Source organism: Mycobacterium sp. NTMscope_Eco_3, from assembly GCF_976985685.1.
In genome coordinates this window covers 3978516-3998746 of the sequence record NZ_CDRJYZ010000001.1, presented here as the reverse complement: position 1 = coordinate 3998746, position 20231 = coordinate 3978516, and the positions used below count along the sequence as shown (strand labels likewise).

Genomic DNA, 20231 nt, shown 5'->3' with positions numbered 1-20231 from the left:
GCGTTGATCAAAGTGGGTGGTGGGCCGCTGCCAAACCGGCTCTGCAAGCCGGCAAAGCTCACGCTCGCGCCGGAGGATGGGACGGCCGCACACGATCGCTCCGCGCGTGCCTAGCGGGCAGCGCGGTACTTATCGAGTGGGCGGACCGTTCGCACAGGGCATCGCGAGTGACCTTCGGGTTTTCGGGCTCTTCAAAGGTCGCAGGTGCCGCCGACGCGTGCGGGCTTTTGCTCATTTCCCGGCTCCGACCAGGCAGAATTAAGATTGCGTTTGCCTGGCGTTCACTCTCCGTTAACCAAACTCAGCGCTTGATCTACGCGTGCTGAATAGTGAAAGTAATTGACGCGCTTGATATTTGGGCTAACTCCGGCGTCGGACCGGTCGTCATCCGCGGCGGTTGAAATTGTCGACCACGCCCCGCAGCATCTCCGGATTCCGCAGGAACGGCGTGATGATGTCGACCGGCAAGGGGAAGACGACGGTCGAGTTCTGATCCGCCCCCAGCTCCAGCAGCGTCTGCAGGTACCGCAACTGCAGCGAGGCCGGGCTCTTCGAGAGGGTCTCGGCGGCCTCGCGCAGCTCCTCCGAGGCCTGCAGCTCGCCGCGCGCGTTGATGACCTTGGCGCGGCGTTCGCGTTCGGCCTCGGCCTCGCGGGCCATCGCCCGCTGCATCGACTCGGGGATCTCGACGTCCTTGATCTCCACGACACGGACCTGAACACCCCACGGTTCGGTCTGCTTCTCGATGATCGTGCGCAGATCGCTGTTGAGGTCCTCGCGATGCGCGAGCAACGTGTCCAGGTCCGCCCGGCCCAGCAGCGAACGCAGGGTGGTCTGCGCGATCTGCGAGGTGGCGACCGCGTAATTCTCCACCGCCAGAATCGCTTTCAGCGGATCGGTCACCTGGAACATCACGACGGCGTTGACACGGGCCGGCACGTTGTCGCGGGTGATCACCTCCTGCGGCGGAATGGTCAGCGTGACCAGGCGTTGGTCGACGCGAATCATCTTGTCCAGAAGCGGGATAAGGAGCCGCAGACCCGGGGCGTACAGCGGACGTACATGCCCCATCCGGAACACCACACCGCGTTCGTATTCACGTAGCACCGCCAGCGACCAGGTCGCGAGTACCACCAGCACAACGATCCCGGCGGCGATGAGGCCGATCACCAGCGTGGTCATGTCGTATTGTCCTCCTTGCTTTTCCAGCCGCCCCAGTGCGTGGAATAGCGGTCGATCGCCGCGGCCACCTGGTCCTCGATCGCGGTGCGGTGCGGAAGGTGTTCGGGGGCGTTGGAGGGAGTGCTCCACAGGTGGCGGACGAGCGGTGCTCCGAGCAGCGCGACGAGCAGCACGGTCGCCGTCAGGACCAGCGCGTCCGCGGCCGAGTGGTTGGCGATCAATGTGGCCAGCGGTAAGACGATCCCCAATGCGGCCACGCAGCAGGCGATTCCGCGGTGAAACCGGCCGGCGTCCGAATGCGGCCACGGGTCGACCTCGCGGCTTATCTCGCGACCGTGCTCGGACGTGGTGCAGCCGGATTTGACGGGGCAGCTGTTACAGACCACCGGTGATGCGCGATATCGCATGACCCGATGCTTCGGATCGAACGACGTCGGCCACAGCCAATGGTCCTGCGGGCAGATCCATGCGTCATGGTCGGGCCGGTAGGTGAATTGCCCTGTGCGCCAGCGCGCCGCGTGCGCTGATGCCCGTCGTGCCATGACGTCGAAACTCCAGCCGACGGCCAACAGGGCCAGGGAATACCCGGCGATCAGCCATACCGAGGTCGCCGGAGCAGTCATCGGTCAGTCCTTCACCGGGACTTGGGCCTCGTCGGCCGCGGCCTCGGTGTAGAGCGGGTGTTCGGGCATTTCCTCCAGCGTGGTACCCGAGCGGAAGTTGCGCAGCGCGGTCCAGGCGATCCAGACGAAGGGCAGCACACCGCCGACGATCAGGATGATGTCGCCCGGCATCCGCAGCCATTCGAGCACCGCATTGCCGGGTTTGGTGATGTAGCCCAGCGATCGCGCTTCGAAGTAACCGTCGTTGACCGAGTGGAAAAGCTGCAGCACACCCAGCGGCAGTAGGGTGGCGAACACCATCCATGCCAAGCCGATATTCAATCCCCAGAACGAAATTCGGGCCAGCTTCTCGGGCCATTTGTCGGCCGGGATCACATACCGGAACGCGAACATGGCCAGGCCGACGGCAAGCATGCCGTAAACACCCATCATCGCCGCGTGTCCGTGGTTGGCCGTCAGCGCGGTGCCGATCTGGTAGTACGACACCACCGGTAGGTTGATCAGGAATCCGAAGATGCCCGCCCCCAGGAAGTTCCAGAAGCCCACCGCGACAAGGAACATGACCGCCCAGCGATGCGGGAAGGGGTTGGCGTCGCCGGACTGCTGACGCGCCCCCAGCTGCAGGAACGCCCACGCCTCGACGGTCAGGAAGGTCAACGGAATCACCTCGGCCGCCGAGAAGAACGCGCCCAGCGCCATGTGCTCCACCGGCGTGCCCGAGAAGTACAGGTGGTGCATGGTGCCGATGACGCCGCCCGCGGAGTACAGGATGACGTCCAAGAAGATCACCCCGAGCGCGATGCGTTCGCGCACCACGCCCAGCAGCACGAACATGTAGGCCACCATCACGGTGGTGAACAGCTCGAGGAAGTCCTCGACCCACAGGTGCACCACCCAGAACCGCCAGAAGTCGGCGACGGTGTAGTGAGTGCCGCTGCCGGCCAGCAGGCCCACGGTGTAAAACACGGGGATCGCCAGCCCGGAGAAGAAGAACAGCCAGGGCATGTTCATCTTCGATTCGCCCTTGAGCCGCGCGCGCATGCCGCGCCAGATGATCGCGATCCACACGAACATCCCGATAATCAGCAGGATCTGCCACAGACGCGGCAGGTCGAGGTATTCCCACTGCTGGGAGAAGAGCCCGCCGGGGGGGATCACGCCGTAGATGGACAGCGCCTCGGTGATCAGCGAGCCGAACACCACCAGCGCCACCGCACCGAGCAACACGTAGGCCAGCAGGGCCTGTCGTTTGGGCTCCCGGCGCGCGATGAACGGCACCAGGAAGATGCCGCCGGCGAGAAACGCCGCCGCGGTCCAGAACAGCGCCAGCTGCAGATGCCAAGTGCGGGCCAGGTTGTAGGGCAATATCCGGGCCAGGTCCAAGCCGAAGAACGTGGACAAGTCGGCCCGGTAGTGCTCGGCGGCCGCGCCCAGCAGCGTTTGCGCCAGGAACAGCACTGAGACGACGGCGAAGAACCAGATGCAGGCGCGCTGCGCCGGCGTCAGGCCCACTTCGCCGGGCTGACGGAAGGACAGGGTGGACGACTCGGCGCTGTGCCAACCCACCTTCTGGCTCCACCGGCCGTACACGGCGAACATCACGCCGATGCCACCCAGCAAGGTGATCAGCGACAGCGCCGACCAGACGATCACCGAGGCGGTGGGGCCGTTGTCGACTCGTGGCTCGGCGGGCCAGTTGTTGGTGTAGGAGTACTTATGCCCCGGGCGCTCGGCCGCCGCGGCCCACGCCGTCCAGGCGAAGAACCCCGTCAGGTCACGGATTTGCGCCTTGTCGGTGATCATGTGGGGCAGCAGGCCGTATTTCGTCGAGTTCTCCCCGAAGTACGCGGCATACCGGCTCTGAATGTGGTCGAAGGCCGCGGCCTGGCGATCGGTGAACACCAACGTCTTGGTGGCCGGGTTGTAGCGGTTGGTGCGGAACTCGGTGACCACCCGATCATGCGGATCGGTGACACCCTGCGCTCGCAGTTGATCGGTGACGTCCTGCGTCGCCGCGCGCAGATATTCGGCGGTGTAGTCAGGCCCCAGGTAGCCGCCGTGGCCCAGCACCGAGCCGTATTCCATCAGCCCGCGCGCCTGGTAGAGCTCCTGGCCACGGGTGATGTCCTCGCCGGTGAACAGCAACTGACCGGATTCGCTGACGACTTTGTCCGGCATCGGCATCGACGCCGAATAGGTGCGGTAGGCCAGAATGCCCATCACCAAGAAGCCGAAGATCATGACGAGGGCGACGCCCTGGACCCAGCCTTTACCGACCAGGGGTTGAGACGACGGCTGTTGGGCGGATGTCGGTTGAGCGGTCATGCGCGAGGTCTCCCGTCTCGGTGATGGCTGTGGTGCCCGCTGTCTCGCATGTCAAACAAACCCGGTTTTCGTCCGCACCCAGTATTCGGTTGCCCGCGTCGCGATGGCAACAGTCAATTCCCGGAGTTTCGCGGCCAATAGGGTCGAATGGCGCCTATTTCTAGACCCAATTCCATTGGGGGAGAGCGGTTTACGGGCAATAGCCTAAGGGCGAATGGTATAGCGAATGCCCGATGGTTCAACGGAGGAAGTCGCGATGAGCAACATATATCCAGCTCCGGCAATTGTCGGTAGGAGTCGACGTATCCCGGGCGGGCACGTCATGCGGCGGTGGGCGATCGAGAGGCGGTCAGCCGCGACACCCCGCCGCGACTGGTCTGCGTCATCGATCCGCGCGCCGCGTTGGCCGACGCGCATCGGGCCGTCGATGCCGCGCCCGAACCGGTCAAGGTAGAAGACGGACATCCCTTGGGGCAAAACGGGTTTCAAGCTGATCGAGGTCGGCGGTCACGGTCTGCACCGCGCAGGTCAGCAGCGTTGTCGTCGAAGTGGACAACGGCACGGTGTTGTGGCGTGCGTTCGAGGAAGCGAGGCGGCGCGGAGCCGCACTGCGAGCGGTGTCGATCTCAGCCGGCGCGGGGCACTGCGTGCTCGCGATCCGCTGCGGCAACCTATGATTCGGGCTCCGGACCGAACCGGAAATGACGGCCGGTGACTTCGGTCGGGGTGATCCGCACATAGTGCGGCTTGGGTATGGCTGTCCAGGGCAGTAACTGCGCGCGGTCGGCCTTGTGAATGTCCGCGTCGGTTTTCAGCAGCCGAGCGCGACCGCGGACGATGACACTCCAGCCCTCGACGAGGTTGTGGTCGTCCACCTCGAAAACCACCGCGTGGTTCGCCACGGCCGAGAACAACTTGGTGCCCTCGGCGGTCCGGAACAGCACGGTCCGGTCTTGCGCCACGAAGTTGACCGGAAAGATCTCGGGCTCACCGGCGAAGTTGGTGACAAGCCGGCCCAGCGTCACGCTGCCCAACAGATTCCAGTTCTCGTCTTCAGTAAGCACGCTCACCGGTTCGTCGCTACGCACGACCCCAACGCTACGGAGAATTGCCGGCGTTGAGTAGGGCCGGCGATCTAACCGTGGCTGACCCGAAGCAACTTGGCCAAACTCGGCAGCTTGATGCGGGGGCGCCCGTGCGGCTCCCCGGCCGCCCGCTCATGAGCGTCGATGAGCTCCCAGTGCGCCGAGGTGACCAGTTTGGGTTGGCGCGATGCCAGCCAGTCCGCCAGCCGGTCCGCGTGGTTGTCCGGGAAATCCGCCAGACCACTGTCGTCGCCGCGGGCCAGGTCGGCGAGCAGCGTGTCCACGGTGTCCTGGGAGTCCTTCTTGTTGGTGCCGATGACGCCGGTCGGCCCGCGCTTGATCCACCCGACCACGTATTCGTTGCGGCTCCCGTCGACCCGGCCACCACTATTGGGGATCGTCGCGGTCTTCTCGTCGAACGGCAGCCCAGGGGTGGGCACGCCGCGGTAACCGACCGAGCGCACCACCAGCTGGACCGGCAGCTCCTCGCGCTCGCCGGTGTCGCTGGCGGAAACCCGCCCGTCGGCGTCGGTGGTCAGCTCGTTGCGGCCGAGCACGATCCGTTCCACCCGGCCCTCGCCTTTGATCTCGATCGGCGAGGTCATGAAGCGCAGCACGATCCGGCGATGCCCCGGGCGCGGGGGGCGCTTCGCGTAATCACGCAGCACATTGATGTTCTGCTTGGCCGTCTTGCCGGCAGCGGCGGCATCCTCGTCGCTCACGCCTTCGAGCTGGGCCGGATCGACGATCACGTCGACGTTCTCCAGCTCGCCCAGCTCGCGAAGTTCGAGCGTGGTGAAGGCGGTCTGCAGCGGCCCACGCCGACCGATGACCACCACTTCGTCGACTCCGCACGGCCGCAACGACTCCAGCGCGTGGTCGGCGATGTCGGTCTGGCCCAGCACGTCGGGATCGGTGACCAGGATGCGCGCGACGTCGAGGGCGACGTTGCCGTTGCCGACGACCACGGCCCGCGCGCCCGACAGGTCGGGCGTGGCCTCCTCGAAGTTCGGGTGCGCGTTGTACCAGCCCACGAAATCGACGGCGGCAATACTGCCCGGCAACTCCTCGCCTGGGATGTTCAGCGCGCGGTCGGACTGCGCCCCGACGGCATAGACGACGGCGTCGTAGCGCTCGGCCAGCTCACTGGCTTGCACGTGCTCGCCGACTGCGATGTTGCCGAAGAAACGGAAGCGCGGGTCTTGGGCCGTCTTCTCGAATTGCTTACTGATCGACTTGATCTTCGGGTGGTCGGGGGCGACGCCGGAGCGCACCAGCCCCCACGGGGTGGGAAGCATCTCGAGCATGTCGACGGCGACATCGATGTCCTCGGATCCGTCGGCCGCCTTCAGCAAGGATGACGCGGCGAAAAACCCCGACGGTCCGGAGCCGACGATTGCAACGTGGTATGGGCGCATTCTCGACCTTCTATTCGGGCCCGGTTCAGCGCGCAGAGGGGCTGTCGCGCGCGAGCAGGGCACATGATCGTGACTCGACTCTAAACGCATGACCGCTGGTCGTGACCTCAGCACTCGCCGGTGGCCGAGCAGGTTGGAGGCCCCCGGTAACGTTGTCGGCTGTGGAACCCGACCGTCAAGCCGACATCGCCGCCCTCGACTCCACCCTGACCACGGTGGAGCGGGTGCTCGATGTGGACGGTCTGCGCGCCCGCATCGAGAAGCTCGAACACGAGGCGTCCGATCCTCAGTTGTGGGACGACCAAGCCCGCGCCCAGCGGGTGACCAGCGAGTTGTCTCACGCGCAGGGCGAACTACGCCGGATCGAAGAGCTGCGGGGGCGGCTGGACGATCTGCCGGTGCTCTACGAGCTGGCCGCCGAGGAGGGCGAAGGCGCCGCTGACGCGCTCGTCGAGGCCGACGCCGAGCTGAAGGCGTTGCAGGCCGAGATCGAGGCCACCGAGGTGCGCACCCTGCTCTCGGGCGAGTACGACGAGCGTGAGGCGCTGGTCACGATCCGCTCCGGGGCCGGTGGGGTGGACGCCGCCGACTGGGCCGAGATGCTGATGCGGATGTACATCCGGTGGGCTGAGCAGCACAAGTATCCCGTCGAGCTGTTCGACACCTCCTACGCCGAAGAGGCCGGCATCAAGAGCGCGACGTTCGCCGTGCATGCGCCGTTCGCCTACGGCACGCTGTCGGTGGAGCAGGGTACGCATCGGCTGGTGCGAATCAGCCCATTTGACAACCAGAGCCGGCGTCAGACCTCGTTCGCCGAAGTCGAGGTGCTGCCGGTGGTGGAGACCACCGATCACATCGACATTCCGGAAGGCGATGTGCGCGTTGACGTTTACCGCTCGAGTGGCCCCGGCGGCCAATCGGTGAACACCACCGACTCCGCGGTACGTTTAACCCACATCCCAACGGGTATCGTCGTAACTTGCCAGAACGAAAAATCGCAGTTGCAGAACAAGATCTCGGCGATGCGAGTGCTTCAGGCAAAATTGTTGGAGCGCAAGAGATCTGAAGAACGCGCCGAACTGGACGCGTTAAAAGGCGAAGGTGGCAGTTCGTGGGGCAACCAGATGCGCTCCTACGTGCTGCACCCCTATCAGATGGTCAAGGATCTGCGGACCGAATACGAGGTCGGCAACCCTGCGGCCGTCCTGGATGGAGACATCGACGGATTCCTGGAAGCGGGAATCCGTTGGCGCAACCGAAAAGATGACGAATAACACAAGTATTCTCGCGGCCTCGATGACGCACCGCTGGCACGACTTCTGGCGGGGCGAGATCGGCGAGTGGATCATCACCAGGGGTCTGCGGATCGCCATGGTGCTGATCGCCGCGGTGCTGGCGGCCCGGTTCGTCAACTGGGTGGCGCAGCAGGTGACCCGCCAGCTCAACCTCGGCTTCGCCGAAAGCGACGCGCTGGTGCGCTCGGAAGCCTCCAAGCACCGCCAAGCCGTGGCGTCGGTGATCTCCTGGGTGTCAATCGTCATCATCGGCATCTGGGTCATGATGCAGATCGCCGACGTGCTGCAGTTTTCGGTGGGGGGACTGGTCGCGCCGGCCACCGTGGTCGGCGCCGCGCTGGGTTTCGGCGCCCAGCAGTTGGTGAAAGACCTGCTGTCCGGCTTCTTCATCCTGATGGAGAGGCAGTACGGCTTCGGGGATCTCGTCACCCTCACCGTCGTTGCCGCCACGGAGGCCAGCGGCACGGTCGAGAACGTGACGTTGCGAGTGACCCGGCTGCGCTCGCCGGATGGCGAGGTGTTGACCATTCCGAATGGGCAGATCGTCAAGGTGGTCAACCTGTCCAAGGATTGGGCGCGCGCGGTGGTGGACATCCCGGTGTCGACCAGCGCCGACCTGAACAGGGTCAACGACGTCCTACACCAGGAATGCGACCGCGCGATGGACAACCCCGTGCTGGGGGAATTGCTGTTGGATGCGCCCACCGTGATGGGTGTCGAAAGCATCGCGGTCGACACCGTCACGCTGCGTCTGGTGGCCCGGACCTTGCCCGGCAAGCAGTTCGAGGTCGGCCGGCAGCTGCGCGTCCTGGTCATCAGGGCGCTGGCCCGCGTCGGAATCGTGACGGCGGCGGACGCGCGGGTGGGGCTCGTCGAGGACCCCTCCGTCCCGGCCGCCCAGGCCGCCGAACAGCAAACCGACGATGAAATCCAAGGTGCGGGGCACAAGCGTTGAAGTTCACCCTGAACATCCTCGAGAAGCGCGGCGACGACACGGATGCCGACAATCGCTGGCCGAATTACGTCTTCGGCGGGCGGATGCGCACGTCGACCCTCGTGCTGATCATCGTCTTCTTCGCGGTGTGGTGGACCTACGACACCTACCGCCCGGAACCGGCGCCCAAGCCACCGGCCCAGCAAGTGGTGCCGCCGGGGTTCGTGCCCGACCCCAACTACACGTGGGTGCCGCGCAGCCGCCTGCAGCAGCCGCCGGCCACCGTCACCTACACGCCGACCCCGACGACCACGCCGCCGCCTCCACCACCGCCGCCGCCCCCGGTGACCACGACCACCACCACGCCGCCGTTCCAGATGCCGCAGCTGCCGTGCATACTCCCGGCGCCGTTCTGCCCGCCCAGCACGACGCCCCCCACGCCGACGCCCGAGCAACCGCAGCCCGGTCCCGGTCCGACCCCCACGACGCCGCCCCCGGCCCGTTGACTTCGCCTGCCAGCGAAGATCACCGCTACACTGGCGTGCCGTGATGATCACCCTGGACCACGTCAGCAAGAAGTACAAAGCGTCGGCGCGCCCGGCGCTGGAAGACGTCAACGTCAAGATCGACAAGGGTGAATTCGTCTTCCTGATCGGCCCGTCGGGCTCGGGCAAGTCGACGTTCATGCGCCTGCTGCTGGGCGCGGAAACGCCGTCGGCCGGCGATGTCCGGGTGTCGAAGTTCCACGTCAACAAGCTGCGCGGCCGGCACATCCCGCGGCTGCGCCAGGTCATCGGCTGCGTTTTCCAGGACTTCCGCCTGCTGCAGCAAAAGACGGTCTACGAGAACGTCGCGTTCGCCCTGGAGGTGATCGGCAAACGAACCGAGGCGATCAACCGGGTGGTGCCCGACGTGCTCGAAACCGTCGGCCTGTCCGGCAAGGCCAATCGGCTGCCCCACGAGTTGTCCGGTGGTGAACAGCAGCGGGTGGCGATCGCCCGCGCGTTCGTCAACCGGCCGCTGGTACTGCTGGCGGACGAGCCGACGGGCAACCTCGACCCAGATACCAGTAAGGACATCATGGATTTGTTGGAGCGGATCAACCGCACCGGGACGACGGTGTTGATGGCGACGCACGACCATCACATCGTCGACTCGATGCGCCAGCGCGTCGTTGAGCTGTCGTTGGGCAGGCTGGTGCGCGACGAGCAGCGCGGCATCTACGGGATGGACCGCTAAGTGCGCTTTGGCTTCCTGCTCAATGAGGTTCTGACCGGGCTTCGCCGCAACGTCACGATGACGGCCGCGATGATCCTGACGACCGCCATCTCGATCGGGCTGTTCGGCGGCGGTCTGCTGGTGGTCCGGCTGGCCGACAATTCCCGGGAGATCTATCTCGACCGCGTCGAGACGCAGGTCTTCCTTACCGACGACATCTCGGCCAACGACGCGACATGCGTGTCCGCTCCGTGTAAGGCGCTGCGCGACAAGGTCGATGCGCGACAGGACGTCAAGTCGGTGCGGTTCGTCAACCGGCAGGACGCCTACAACGACGCCATCAAGAAGTTCCCGGAGTTCAAGGATGTCGCGGGGAAGGACTCGTTTCCCGCATCGTTCATCGTCAAGCTGAACAACCCCGAACAGCATGCGGAATTCGATGCCGCGATGCAGGGGCAGCCCGGCGTGCGCAGCATCCTCAACGAAAAAGATCTCATCGACCGGCTGTTCGCGGTGCTGGACGGGTTGCGAGATGCCGCGTTCGCCGTCGCGCTGGTGCAGGCCGTCGGGGCAATCCTGTTGATTGCCAACATGGTGCAGGTCGCGGCCTACACCCGCCGCACCGAGATCGGGATCATGCGATTGGTGGGCGCCAGCCGGTGGTACACCCAGTTGCCCTTCCTGGTGGAGGCGATGCTGGCCGCGTCCATCGGTGTCGCCATCGCGGTCATCGGCCTGATGCTGGTGCGGGCGTTGTTCCTGGACAACGCGCTGAGCCAGTTCTATCAAGCCCACTTGATCGCCAAGGTCGACTACGCCGACATCCTCTATATCTCGCCGTGGCTGTTTCTGCTCGGTGTGTCGATGGCGGCCCTGACGTCGTACGCGACCTTGCGCCTCTATATCCGGCGGTAGCTGTGGTCAAGGGATCCGGCCGGGCGAAGGCGGCGGGCGGCAAAGGCGGCAGCAAACAAGTTGTGGCCACCAATCGTAAAGCGCGGCACAACTATTCGATCATCGAAACGTTCGAGGCCGGGGTGGCGTTGCAAGGCACCGAGGTCAAAAGCCTGCGCGAAGGCCAGGCCTCGTTAGCTGACGCGTTCGCAACGATCGACGACGGCGAAGTTTGGTTGCGCAACTTGTACATTGCCGAGTATCAGCACGGTAGCTGGACCAATCATGATCCGCGGCGCAACCGAAAGTTGTTGTTACATCGGCAACAAATCGACAGGCTGGTCGGCAAGATTCGAGATGGTAACCTCGCCTTGATGCCGCTGTCTCTGTATTTCTCCGAGGGCAAGGTCAAGGTCGAACTGGCCCTTGCGCGCGGCAAAAGGGCTTACGACAAACGCCAGGACCTGGCCCAGCGCGATGCGCAGCGCGAAGTGGTTCGTGAACTTGGGCGCCGAGCAAAGGGCATGACCTGATCGGCGCCGCTTACGCCCAGCTGTCGGCCGTTACGTACGGTGTCAGCGATTTTGTGGGCGGTGTCGCAGCTCGGCGGGTGGCCGCGCTGCGCGTCATGCTGGTCGCCTATCCGATCGAGACCGTGTTGCTGGGCGCGATGGCCATCTTCGTCGGTGGCCCTATTCATGTCGGTGCCGTTGTGTGGGGAACCCTGTACGGAATCGGCATGGCCTTCGGCATGTGGGCGTTCTTCGCGGCGCTGGGTTCGGGACCGATCTCGGTCGTCTCACCGTTGGCCGCCGTGCTGAACGCCGCGGTGCCCGTCGCGGTCGGTATGGCGTTGGGGGAGCGGCCGGGGCAGGCGGCCCTGGTGGGCGTCGTGCTGGCGCTGGGAGCGGTCATGCTGGTCAGCCGCGAGGCCCCCGTCGAGGGCACCCCGTATCGGTTCACGCCGAAAGTGGCCTGGCTCACAGTCGTTGCGGGCTCGGCGATGGGACTGAACCTGGTGTTCCTGCATCAGGCGCCCCACGTCTGCAAGCTGTGGCCCCTGTTCTTCGCCCGGGTGGCGGCCAGCCTGGTGATCTTCGCGATGGCCGCAACCAGCCAGAACCTGAAGATGCCACGCGGTAAGCCGCTGCGGTTGGCGGTGGCCGTCGCCGTGCTGGACATTTTCGCCAACATCACCATGCTGGCGGCCCTGCACACCTGGCTGCTGTCGTTGGCCAGCATCCTGATCTCGCTGTATCCGGCGGCGACGGTCGTCCTGGCGATGGTCGTGCTGCGCGAGCGGGTGACCCGCTGGCAGGGGATCGGCATGGTGCTCGCCATGGGGTCCGTGGCCATGATCGCCTCGGCCTAGACGGTTGTGATGCGGCCTAATATTGGGCCGTTGGCACATATCACCGCCCGGGGAGACGACGTTGGCCGCGTTTGATACCGAGGACCCTGTCATTCGAGAGCTGTCGAACGCGGTGGACAAGAGCCCCGATGTGATCGAGCTGCGGATGCATCTGGCCGGCTTGCTCGCGGACAAAGGCCGCTATGCCGAGGCGCTGGGCCATTGCAGCACGGCATTGACGCAGGAGCCGGGCAACGCGAACGCGCTGGCCCTCCTGCAGCGGTGCAGTGCGGCGCTGGCGGCGCCACCGACCGAAGCGTCGGCACCGGTTGCGGAACAGCCTGCCGCCAGCGAGGGCTTCGACTGGTCGAGCGCCGAACAGGAAGTCGCCGACATCATCGAGCCCGCATTCGTCGAGCAACCTCCTGACGTGGTCAACGAGGACGACTTCGACGTGGTGCAGCGCGTTCGTGTCCGGCTGGACGATGTCGCGGGCATGGATGAAGTCAAACGCCAGCTGGACCTCTCGTTGCTCGGCCCGATCCGCAACCCCGAGCTGATGAAGGCGTTCAAGGTGTCCGCGCGCGGCGGGTTGTTGCTGTACGGGCCACCGGGTTGCGGTAAAACTTTCATCGCCAAAGCGGTTTCTGGTGAGCTGGGAGCGAGCTTCTATCAGGTGGGAATCGCGGACGTCCTGCACCACTGGTTTGGCGAATCCGAACGCAGCATCCGCGCCGTCTTCGACACCGCTCGTCGCAACGCACCTTGCGTCCTGTTCTTCGATGAGGTGGACGCGTTGGGGCATCGGCGCTCCGCGCTGAGTGGTAGCTCCGGGATGCGCCCCGTGGTCAACGCCCTGCTGGAGGAGATGGATTCGGCCGGCTCGGCCAACGACGGGGTGTATGTCCTGGGCGCCACCAACGCTCCCTGGGATGTCGATCCCGCTCTACGGCGGCCCGGCCGATTCGATCGGATGATCTTCGTCGGGCTACCCGACACCGGGGCGAGGGCCGGGATTGTGCGTTCACACCTGCAAGATCGGCCCATCGCGGGCATCGATCTCAAGTCGATCGCCAACCGGACCGAAAATTTCTCGGGTGCCGACCTGGCCTACGTCTGTGAGACGGCCACGCAACTGGCGATGGCCGATTCGATGCGCAGCGGGCAGGTTCGGCCGGTGGCCATGGCCGACATCGACACCGCCATCGCGCAGATCCGGCCAAGTACCGGGCCGTGGTTCGAGACCGCCCGCAATGTCGTCGAATTCGCGAACAACGACGGTACCTATGACGAGCTGGCGAAGTATCTGCGGCGCAAAAAGTTTCGGTGACCTCCGATGACTTCGGAGCCTGGACTCGGGCGGATCGACGAGGCCATCCGGGTCGCAGACGCCTACATTGACGCCAGAAAATACGAAAGCGCGCGTGAGATCCTGGGCCGGTCACTGTCACAAAACCCCAACGACCCCGCCCTGCTCGCGTCCTACTCTCGTGCCGAACTCGCTCTTGGCAATTATTGGCCCGCCGCGCGCAGCGCCTATGCCGCCTTGTCCGGCGCACCCGACAACGAGTTCGCAATGCGGTTGTATGCGCTGTCGCTCTACGGCTTGGGGCGCCGTGATGACGGCCTGTGGATGGCGTGGCGAGCGGTCACTTCTCATCCGAATGAACCTGCACCACTGCGGCTTTACGCGCTGTTGTTGCAGGGGGCGCGGCAGTTGCGCTCGGCGCTGGACGTCATCGACCGTGCGCTACGGCTGGATCCGCAAAACGTCGAAGCGCTCATTCGGCGCGGCTCGATCCTGGATGACATGGGCCTGCGGAACGAGTCCGAGGCTGCGTATCGGGCGGCGCTGCAGCTGGATCCCGCGAATGCCGAGGCGCTGAACGACCTGGCCGTTCATCGATTGGGGCACTTCAAGTTTGGACGCGCACTGCAAGGGTTCCTCGGCGCTGCGGGGAGCGATCCGGAGTACGGGGAGCTGAGCCGCAGGAATATCGGAGTCGTTCTCCGAAAAGTGCTCACCCTCGTGACTATTGGAGCCTGTGTTCTCAGTGTGCTCCTCGCCGTCACCGCAGGGGTCTACGACGAAGGGCGCTCGACTGCGGCGTTGCGAGTGCTGGTCGGACTGCTCACCGCGATCTTGGTCGCCGTGCTGCGGTGGTTGCTCCGCGCGATCCCGCGTCAAGTGTTCATTGCGGTCCTGCGCGAGCAGTACTTCTTCGCGCTTCGCCTCGCCCATGCAGGCGTAGTGGTCGTCGCGGGGGCATGGGTCACCGTTTGTCCGTGGCCCCCAGGGATGATCGCCGTGGGGGGGGGTGCTGGCCGTCGCAGCCCTGGTAATAATGCGGATCGGTCTCTTCATCAGGAAGTAGGCAGCTTACGATCCTGGCCATGGCCGATCGCCCCGTCACCAAGCTCGACAAGTCCGCCGTGCTCTCCGGTCTGTTCACCGTCTGGGATGACCTCGACGCGCTGTTGGCCGGGTTGTCCGAGGCGCAATGGCGGGCCGCGAGTCCGCTGCCGGGCTGGGACGTCAAAGCGTTGGTGTCCCACATGATCGGCACCGAGTCCTTCCTTGCCGGCATCGCCGCGCCCCAGCCGGATATCGACGTCTCGACCCTGGAGCACGTGCGCAACGACATCGGGGCGATGAACGAGTGCTGGGTTCGCCATCTGGGCGCGCACGCGGACGCCGATGTGCTGGAAAGCTTCAGGGCGATCACCGACGACCGGCGCGCGGCCCTGACGGCCCTGTCCGATGAGGAGTGGGACGCGGTGACGGCGACTCCCACGGGGCCGGACACCTACGGCCGATTCATGCGGATCCGGGTGTTCGACTGCTGGATGCACGAGCAAGACATCCGCGTGGCCTTGGAGCGCCCGCCCACCGACGACGAGCTCGCCGGCCCCGCGGCATCGCTGGCCGTCGACGAGATCGCCGCCACGATGGGCTACGTCGTGGGCAGGCTGGCCAAGGCTCCCGAGGGTTCGCGCGTCCAGTTCGAGCTGACCGGCCCGCTGGCCCGCACCATCCGGGTCAGCGTCGACGGCCGCGCCGCCGTCGTCGACGACTTCGCGGGACGGGAACCCACCACGACAATCCGGCTGGACGGGCTGCAGTTCACCAGGCTCGCCGGCGGGCGCCCCATGTGCCCGGCGCGCGCCCAGGACGTCGAACTCGGCGGCGACCAGGACGTCGCCACCCAGATCGTCGAGCACCTCAACTTTGTGATCTGATCGCCGCCCGGCGGGGAAGATAATCCCGTTGCCGCTGGTTGGTAGGCGGGTACCATTGATATTCCTGCCGAAAGTCGGCGGGATGCGAGGGGCTGAACGGTTTCGACTTCGCGCATCGAATCAAGGGAAGCGTGCCGGTGCAGGCAACCGACCACCGTGAGCGTCGTTGCAAACAGATAAGCGCCGATTCACATCAGCGCGACTACGCTCTCGCTGCCTAAGCGACAGCTAGTCCGTCAGACCGGGAAAGCCCTCGACCCGGAGCCTGGCGTCAGCTAGAGGGATCCACCGATGAGTCCGGTCGCGGGACTTATCGGGACACCAACAGCGACTGGGATCGTCATCTCGGCTTGTTCGCGTGACCGGGAGATCCGAGTAGAGGCATAGCGAACTGCGCACGGAGAAGTCTTGAGGGAATGCCGTAGGACCCGGGTTCGATTCCCGGCAGCTCCACAACTGAAGATCTACTAGTTAGCAGGCCAGAGCGAGTATTCTCTCGGGCCTGCTTTCTTTGTAGGCACATTTCGGCACAGGTCGTAGCGCTTAAGCCGTTCGCGGTTTACAAGGTTCGGCTAGTCGTCTGCAGGCTGATTCCTGCGAGCATCCCAAATCCTTCGTGTCTGCTCATCGATCGATCGGTGGTGGATTTCCTGAAAGTTCCGTCCACCGCGGTGGAATGTGGCAATGACAGCGGATGGCACATCCTGCTCCGGCATCGGTGACGACAGCCACTCGCACGGTCGTACGTGCACCAAATCCACTGCCGCGGCCGTTTCGTCGGCGTCATAGAAGTACGGCCCGCAGATGCGGCCCAACCAGAACCACCCGTCGGTGTCGCGGGTCCATACAAACGAGCCGTCGTCGAGCTCGGCGAATCGGGCGATCCGATGGACGAGCCGCTCCTGTTCGCCCGAGCGGTCCACGTATTGCCCGAAGCCGCACAGGCCGAGCCGCCGAGCGCGATCGATGGCAGCTTGTGGATCGACGGCATCGTTGCGGGAACGCATCGGCGCGCGGTAGACGGCGACCATGACAAACATCGTGCCCTGATCTAGCGCCGGCGACCCGTCCAGGCGTGCGCCGATCGCCGAGCACAGATGCTCGGTGCGCTAGGACCGAAGTGGCTGCGTCGGGACGCAACTCAGCTGTGTTGTCGCTTACCGCGTTTGCGCGTCGTCAGCTCTTCCAGACGACCTTGTCGACGCCGGCGGCATCCCGGTAGACAACGCTGTCCGGGGCCGTGCCGCCCCGAACGTCGAAGTAAAGCCGCCCGGTTGCCTGGGCGCCCGGTGCGATCGGCTGGTTGGGAAGGCCGTCGACTTCGTGCCCCTTCATGACGGCATAGGTCGAGCTGTTGACGGCACGCGCGTTGAAGTCGGCAATGACCGGAGTCGCGTTACCCCGCACACCTGTGGCCGTGACGTCGGAGTACCAGATGCCGTCGTTGTGTCCGCTGGGCTGCAGGTTGTTCACGGTGTAGTTGATGGCTTCTGCGCCGTTTGCGCTGGGAATCTCTGCAGACTGGCCGAATGCCACGACTTGGGGGTCCGCCCATGCCGGTGTGGCCATCAGGATTCCTGCCGTCGCGATGCCGGCGGCAGCCGCCGCCGTTTTCCTGGCAACCGTAGAGAGCATCATGCCGAACTCCTTCCCTAGGTCCCTGCAGTCAAGAAGCGCTAGCCGCTTGCTCGATATCGCGGGGCGTATCCAGACTTGCGGGTTTCAAACCTGCTCGACGACGTCAGGTTGAACGATCTAACCTTTCGGCTCCAGGACGACGATGGGGATGGGACGCGACGTCCGCTTCTGATATTCGACGTAGCGGCTTTGGTTGTTCTTGTTGACGACTTGCCATAGCCGCGAGTAGTCAGGGTCGTCGGGCAGCACCGGTCGGGCGGTGACGGCGAAACGCCGTGGGCCGACGTTGATCTCGACGTTGGGATTGGCTTTCAGGTTGTGGTACCAGCCGGGGGCGTATGCAGCAGCAGGCTCGGTATCCATAGTGTGCGGTGACCGATCCAACCGTTTGTCTTCCGATATACCGTGTCGTGCACCCGGAGCAGCCGGGGAGCACCTTGTCTTCTACGGAACTCATAGCTGCCAGTCTTGCTCGATAGCGTCGGTCTGCTCCAGGGCTTCCTCGAAGCGCGAGGCAATTCGGACGAATATCCGCACTTGTCTGCCGACATGGCTATAGTCACCTCGGGCTGAAGGGACGGTTAGCTCAAAGGGGGGCAGACGGTAATTGGCGCAAGCATCGACAAATTGCTGCCGCCGTCGCGATTCGAATGTATCTGCCATTCTCGAATAACGATCATCGCTGCGCCCTCGCAGCCATGATTGTTCGGCGAAAGTCTTCCGTCCACCCAGTTGGTGACCATGGCAGACGTTGAGAGCGTCCGCCCCGGCACGGAAGTACGGGACCTGCGGCCGCCGAAGCTGGCATTTCGCCAAGACCTCGAAGGCCTGCGTGCCGTTGCGGTGTTGGCCGTCGTGCTCTTTCATGCCGACGTGCCCGGGATGGGTGGTGGGTTCACCGGCGTAGACGTGTTTTTCGTCATCTCCGGTTTCCTCATCACCGGAATGCTTTTCCGCGAGGTGAGCACTGCGGGAACCGTCCGCCTGGGCCGGTTCTACGGGGCGCGAGCCCGCCGGCTGCTGCCGGCATCGGCCGCGGTGGGAGTTGTCACCGCGATCGCCTCGGCGATCCTGTTGCCTCCGTTGCAAGCTGAGGGCGTCATCGCTGACGGCGGCGCCAGCGCGCTGTATATCGGCAACTACTGGTTCGTCTTTCACGGCATCGACTACCAACTTGCTTACACGCCGCCGTCGCCGTTCCAGCACTACTGGTCCCTGGGTGTAGAGGAGCAGTTCTACCTGGTGTGGCCGGCCGTCATCATCGGTACGGCTTGGGTCATCCGGCGGCTGCGTCAGCGCGACACGGCCCCGTCGTCCGAGCGGCCTTATTTGTTCGCCCTTGGGCTGGTCGCGGCCGTGTCGTTTGCCGCGTCGCTGCTGGCGACTCCGATCGTGCCTTCCGTCGCGTTCTTTTCACTGCCCACCCGGGCGTGGGAGTTGGCCGTGGGCGGCCTGGTGGCCCTGACGACCGCCCAGTGGCGCCGGCTGGCGGCGCTGCCCGCCGCGATCGTGGGATGGGCAGGCCTGGCACTGATCCTGCTGGGTTGCACCGTCTTGAGCGTGACCACGCCCTATCCGGGCACGGCCGCTCTGTTGCCCGTGCTCGGCACCGCGCTCGTGATCGGCGCGGGCTGTGTCGACCCCACCCGGGGGTGCGGGCATCTTTTGGCGTGGTCGCCGATAGGAGCCATCGGCCGGATTTCGTACTCGTGGTACCTCTGGCACTGGCCGGTGTTGTTGCTCGCGCCGCCGTTGCTGGGCCATCCGCTGGGGCTGGTGGGCAGGCTGGCGACGGTCGCGATATCCGGCGGCCTGGCCGTGCTCACACTGCGCTTCGTCGAAAACCCGCTCCGCTTCGCCGCTTCCGTGCGCCGGTCTGCGCTCCGCAGTCTGTTGCTCGGTGGTGTCGCGACCGCGGTGGCGGTATGCGTGGGTGCGGCGTTGCTGGTAGCGATCCCCGCCCCCGTCGGGCACGGAGCCCCGGCGGCGGCGCTGAAAGTCAGCGGGCCGATTCCACCGGCGGGCGACAGCATCGACGCGTACGACGCGGCGGTGCAGTACACGATCGCGCAAGTGCAGACGATGGTCGCGGTGTCCGCCGACCTCAAGGCAGTTCCGTCGAATCTCAACCCGTCGATCAGCAGTGCGGCGGCCCAAAACCCGACCGCCTACTTCAAGGGTTGCCTGCGGAATTTCCTGGAGGCCGACCAGCCCGAGTGCATCAGCGGCGACAGAGCCTCGAAGACCAGCGTCGCCCTGGTCGGTGACTCGACCGCAGCGATGTGGATCCCTGCATTCCAGCAGGTCACCGGGCAGCGGCACTGGCGGCTGGAGACCCTGACCAAGGGCGGCTGCCCGATGCTGGACCTGCCCATCATCAACCCGTTCCTGCGGCGGGAATTCACCGAGTGCGACAAGTGGCGCGATCTGGTCGTCGCCCGCCTGCGCAACCAGCACCCACAGTTGGTCGTGTTGAGCCTGTGGCGGAAATACGGTGACCGTTACGACTTCCCGGCGGGTGTCACGTCATACGACTCCGCCTGGCTCGGCAGCCTGACCCGACTCGTCCAGCAGCTGCGCGGCACCGGTGCGAAGGTGCTGGTGCTCGGGCCGGCCCCGGATCCGCACGCATTGGTGCCGACCTGCCTGTCCGGTCACCTCGATGACGCCACGGCATGCGCGCCGCCGAGATCGACGGCGGTGAACGATCCGGGCATCGCCGCCGAGGCGGCCGCTACCAAAGCCGGCGGCGGACAGTATGCCGACCTCACCGAGCTGTTCTGCACCTTGGACCGATGCCCGGTCATCGTGGGCAACACCGTGGTGTTCCACGACGCCAATCATCTGACATTCGAATACGCCCGGGAGTTGGCGCCGGTGATGGGCTCGCTGGCTGATCGCGCGCTTCTGCCCGGCTGACGCACGGTTCTGCGAGCCCTGCCTCAGGCCCGAGGCTTTGCGACGATCCTGGCCGGAACCGTTCAGCGGGTGCGCTCATGTTCGCTACCCTTAACTCGATTCATCAGTT

General features: G+C 65.2%; 18 protein-coding genes, 1 other RNA gene and 1 pseudogene. 12 read left to right on the top strand and 8 right to left on the bottom strand.

Annotation, left to right across the window (positions count from 1 at the left end; translation table 11 throughout):
- Positions 1 to 384: 384 nt before the first annotated feature.
- The 5 genes from AC0KTM_RS18425 to AC0KTM_RS18405 all read right to left on the bottom strand — a co-directional run bounded on the left by AC0KTM_RS18425 (position 385) and on the right by AC0KTM_RS18405 (position 6633).
- Positions 385 to 1182 carry a slipin family protein gene (locus AC0KTM_RS18425; RefSeq protein ID WP_238956604.1) on the bottom strand — a complete coding sequence of 266 codons (798 nt, stop codon included), beginning with the start codon at positions 1180 to 1182 and terminating at the stop codon, positions 385 to 387.
- Complete coding sequence (locus AC0KTM_RS18420) at positions 1179 to 1805, bottom strand: hypothetical protein (protein ID WP_225326420.1); 627 nt, start codon at positions 1803 to 1805, stop codon at positions 1179 to 1181. The genes AC0KTM_RS18425 and AC0KTM_RS18420 overlap by 4 nt, the downstream gene beginning before the upstream one ends.
- Before the next feature lie 3 nt (positions 1806 to 1808).
- Positions 1809 to 4130 (bottom strand): nitric-oxide reductase large subunit, encoded by a 2322-nt coding sequence (locus tag AC0KTM_RS18415; RefSeq protein ID WP_472416336.1) that lies wholly within the window; start codon positions 4128 to 4130, stop codon positions 1809 to 1811.
- Positions 4131 to 4801: 671 nt separating this feature from the next.
- Positions 4802 to 5218 carry a pyridoxamine 5'-phosphate oxidase family protein gene (locus AC0KTM_RS18410; protein WP_238956601.1) on the bottom strand — a complete coding sequence of 139 codons (417 nt, stop codon included), beginning with the start codon at positions 5216 to 5218 and terminating at the stop codon, positions 4802 to 4804.
- 47 nt (positions 5219 to 5265) lie between these two features.
- Positions 5266 to 6633: an FAD-dependent oxidoreductase gene (locus AC0KTM_RS18405; protein WP_225326423.1), complete on the bottom strand. Its 1368-nt coding sequence runs from the start codon at positions 6631 to 6633 to the stop codon at positions 5266 to 5268.
- 161 nt (positions 6634 to 6794) lie between these two features.
- On the opposite strand from AC0KTM_RS18405, the gene prfB reads away from it, so the two are divergent.
- From prfB to ssrA, 11 genes are all read left to right on the top strand, one after another.
- Entirely contained in the window at positions 6795 to 7907 is a 1113-nt protein-coding gene (prfB, locus tag AC0KTM_RS18400; RefSeq protein WP_225326424.1) for a peptide chain release factor 2, read from the top strand.
- Positions 7897 to 8883, top strand: a complete 987-nt coding sequence (locus AC0KTM_RS18395; protein WP_225326425.1) for a mechanosensitive ion channel family protein — start codon at positions 7897 to 7899, stop codon at positions 8881 to 8883. Before prfB ends, AC0KTM_RS18395 begins: the two co-directional genes overlap by 11 nt.
- On the top strand, positions 8880 to 9368 hold the full coding sequence (locus AC0KTM_RS18390; RefSeq protein WP_225326426.1) for a hypothetical protein: 489 nt from the start codon (positions 8880 to 8882) through the stop codon (positions 9366 to 9368). Before AC0KTM_RS18395 ends, AC0KTM_RS18390 begins: the two co-directional genes overlap by 4 nt.
- A 43-nt stretch (positions 9369 to 9411) precedes the next feature.
- On the top strand, positions 9412 to 10101 hold the full coding sequence (gene ftsE / locus AC0KTM_RS18385; protein WP_225326576.1) for a cell division ATP-binding protein FtsE: 690 nt from the start codon (positions 9412 to 9414) through the stop codon (positions 10099 to 10101).
- The gene (gene ftsX / locus AC0KTM_RS18380) at positions 10102 to 10995 is read left to right on the top strand and encodes a permease-like cell division protein FtsX (protein WP_225326427.1); all 894 of its coding nucleotides are present in this window, start codon (positions 10102 to 10104) and stop codon (positions 10993 to 10995) included.
- A 2-nt stretch (positions 10996 to 10997) separates the two neighbouring features.
- The gene (smpB, locus tag AC0KTM_RS18375) at positions 10998 to 11507 is read left to right on the top strand and encodes an SsrA-binding protein SmpB (RefSeq protein ID WP_225326428.1); all 510 of its coding nucleotides are present in this window, start codon (positions 10998 to 11000) and stop codon (positions 11505 to 11507) included.
- 95 nt (positions 11508 to 11602) lie between these two features.
- Positions 11603 to 12346: a DMT family transporter gene (locus AC0KTM_RS18370; protein ID WP_238957357.1), complete on the top strand. Its 744-nt coding sequence runs from the start codon at positions 11603 to 11605 to the stop codon at positions 12344 to 12346.
- Between the two features lie 61 nt (positions 12347 to 12407).
- A complete protein-coding gene (locus AC0KTM_RS18365) occupies positions 12408 to 13655 on the top strand; it encodes an AAA family ATPase (RefSeq protein WP_225326429.1) in 1248 nt (415 codons plus the stop codon).
- A gap of 6 nt (positions 13656 to 13661) precedes the next feature.
- A complete protein-coding gene (locus AC0KTM_RS18360; protein WP_472416333.1) occupies positions 13662 to 14885 on the top strand; it encodes a tetratricopeptide repeat protein in 1224 nt (407 codons plus the stop codon).
- Positions 14771 to 15565: a maleylpyruvate isomerase family mycothiol-dependent enzyme gene (locus AC0KTM_RS18355; protein WP_472417509.1), complete on the top strand. Its 795-nt coding sequence runs from the start codon at positions 14771 to 14773 to the stop codon at positions 15563 to 15565. The genes AC0KTM_RS18360 and AC0KTM_RS18355 overlap by 115 nt, the downstream gene beginning before the upstream one ends.
- An 88-nt stretch (positions 15566 to 15653) precedes the next feature.
- Positions 15654 to 16021: a transfer-messenger RNA gene (gene ssrA / locus AC0KTM_RS18350) on the top strand.
- 116 nt (positions 16022 to 16137) lie between these two features.
- Here the strand turns inward: ssrA and AC0KTM_RS18345 are convergent.
- From AC0KTM_RS18345 to AC0KTM_RS18335, 3 genes and pseudogenes are all read right to left on the bottom strand, one after another.
- Positions 16138 to 16596, bottom strand: coding sequence for a GAF domain-containing protein (locus AC0KTM_RS18345; protein ID WP_472416331.1), 459 nt, complete (start codon positions 16594 to 16596; stop codon positions 16138 to 16140).
- Positions 16597 to 16741: 145 nt separating this feature from the next.
- Positions 16742 to 17203, bottom strand: a complete 462-nt coding sequence (locus AC0KTM_RS18340) for a DUF1942 domain-containing protein (RefSeq protein WP_472416329.1) — start codon at positions 17201 to 17203, stop codon at positions 16742 to 16744.
- A 117-nt stretch (positions 17204 to 17320) separates the two neighbouring features.
- Positions 17321 to 17628 (bottom strand): annotated as a pseudogene (locus AC0KTM_RS18335) (nitroreductase/quinone reductase family protein).
- A gap of 316 nt (positions 17629 to 17944) precedes the next feature.
- On the opposite strand from AC0KTM_RS18335, the gene AC0KTM_RS18330 reads away from it, so the two are divergent.
- Entirely contained in the window at positions 17945 to 20122 is a 2178-nt protein-coding gene (locus tag AC0KTM_RS18330; RefSeq protein WP_472416327.1) for an acyltransferase family protein, read from the top strand.
- Positions 20123 to 20231: the final 109 nt, after the last annotated feature.

Excerpts from the sequence above, each read along its gene's own strand:
- AC0KTM_RS18425 (WP_238956604.1), bottom strand. The coding sequence starts at position 1,182 with ATGACCACGCTGGTGATCGGCCTCATCGCCGCCGGGATCGTTGTGCTG.
- AC0KTM_RS18420 (WP_225326420.1), bottom strand. The coding sequence starts at position 1,805 with ATGACTGCTCCGGCGACCTCGGTATGGCTGATCGCCGGGTATTCCCTG.
- AC0KTM_RS18415 (WP_472416336.1), bottom strand. The coding sequence starts at position 4,130 with ATGACCGCTCAACCGACATCCGCCCAACAGCCGTCGTCTCAACCCCTG.
- AC0KTM_RS18405 (WP_225326423.1), bottom strand. The coding sequence starts at position 6,633 with ATGCGCCCATACCACGTTGCAATCGTCGGCTCCGGACCGTCGGGGTTT.
- AC0KTM_RS18395 (WP_225326425.1), top strand. The coding sequence starts at position 7,897 with ATGACGAATAACACAAGTATTCTCGCGGCCTCGATGACGCACCGCTGG.
- ftsE (WP_225326576.1), top strand. The coding sequence starts at position 9,412 with ATGATCACCCTGGACCACGTCAGCAAGAAGTACAAAGCGTCGGCGCGC.
- AC0KTM_RS18370 (WP_238957357.1), top strand. The coding sequence starts at position 11,603 with ATGCTGGTCGCCTATCCGATCGAGACCGTGTTGCTGGGCGCGATGGCC.
- AC0KTM_RS18360 (WP_472416333.1), top strand. The coding sequence starts at position 13,662 with ATGACTTCGGAGCCTGGACTCGGGCGGATCGACGAGGCCATCCGGGTC.
- AC0KTM_RS18345 (WP_472416331.1), bottom strand. The coding sequence starts at position 16,596 with ATGGTCGCCGTCTACCGCGCGCCGATGCGTTCCCGCAACGATGCCGTC.
- AC0KTM_RS18340 (WP_472416329.1), bottom strand. The coding sequence starts at position 17,203 with ATGATGCTCTCTACGGTTGCCAGGAAAACGGCGGCGGCTGCCGCCGGC.
- AC0KTM_RS18330 (WP_472416327.1), top strand. The coding sequence starts at position 17,945 with ATGGCAGACGTTGAGAGCGTCCGCCCCGGCACGGAAGTACGGGACCTG.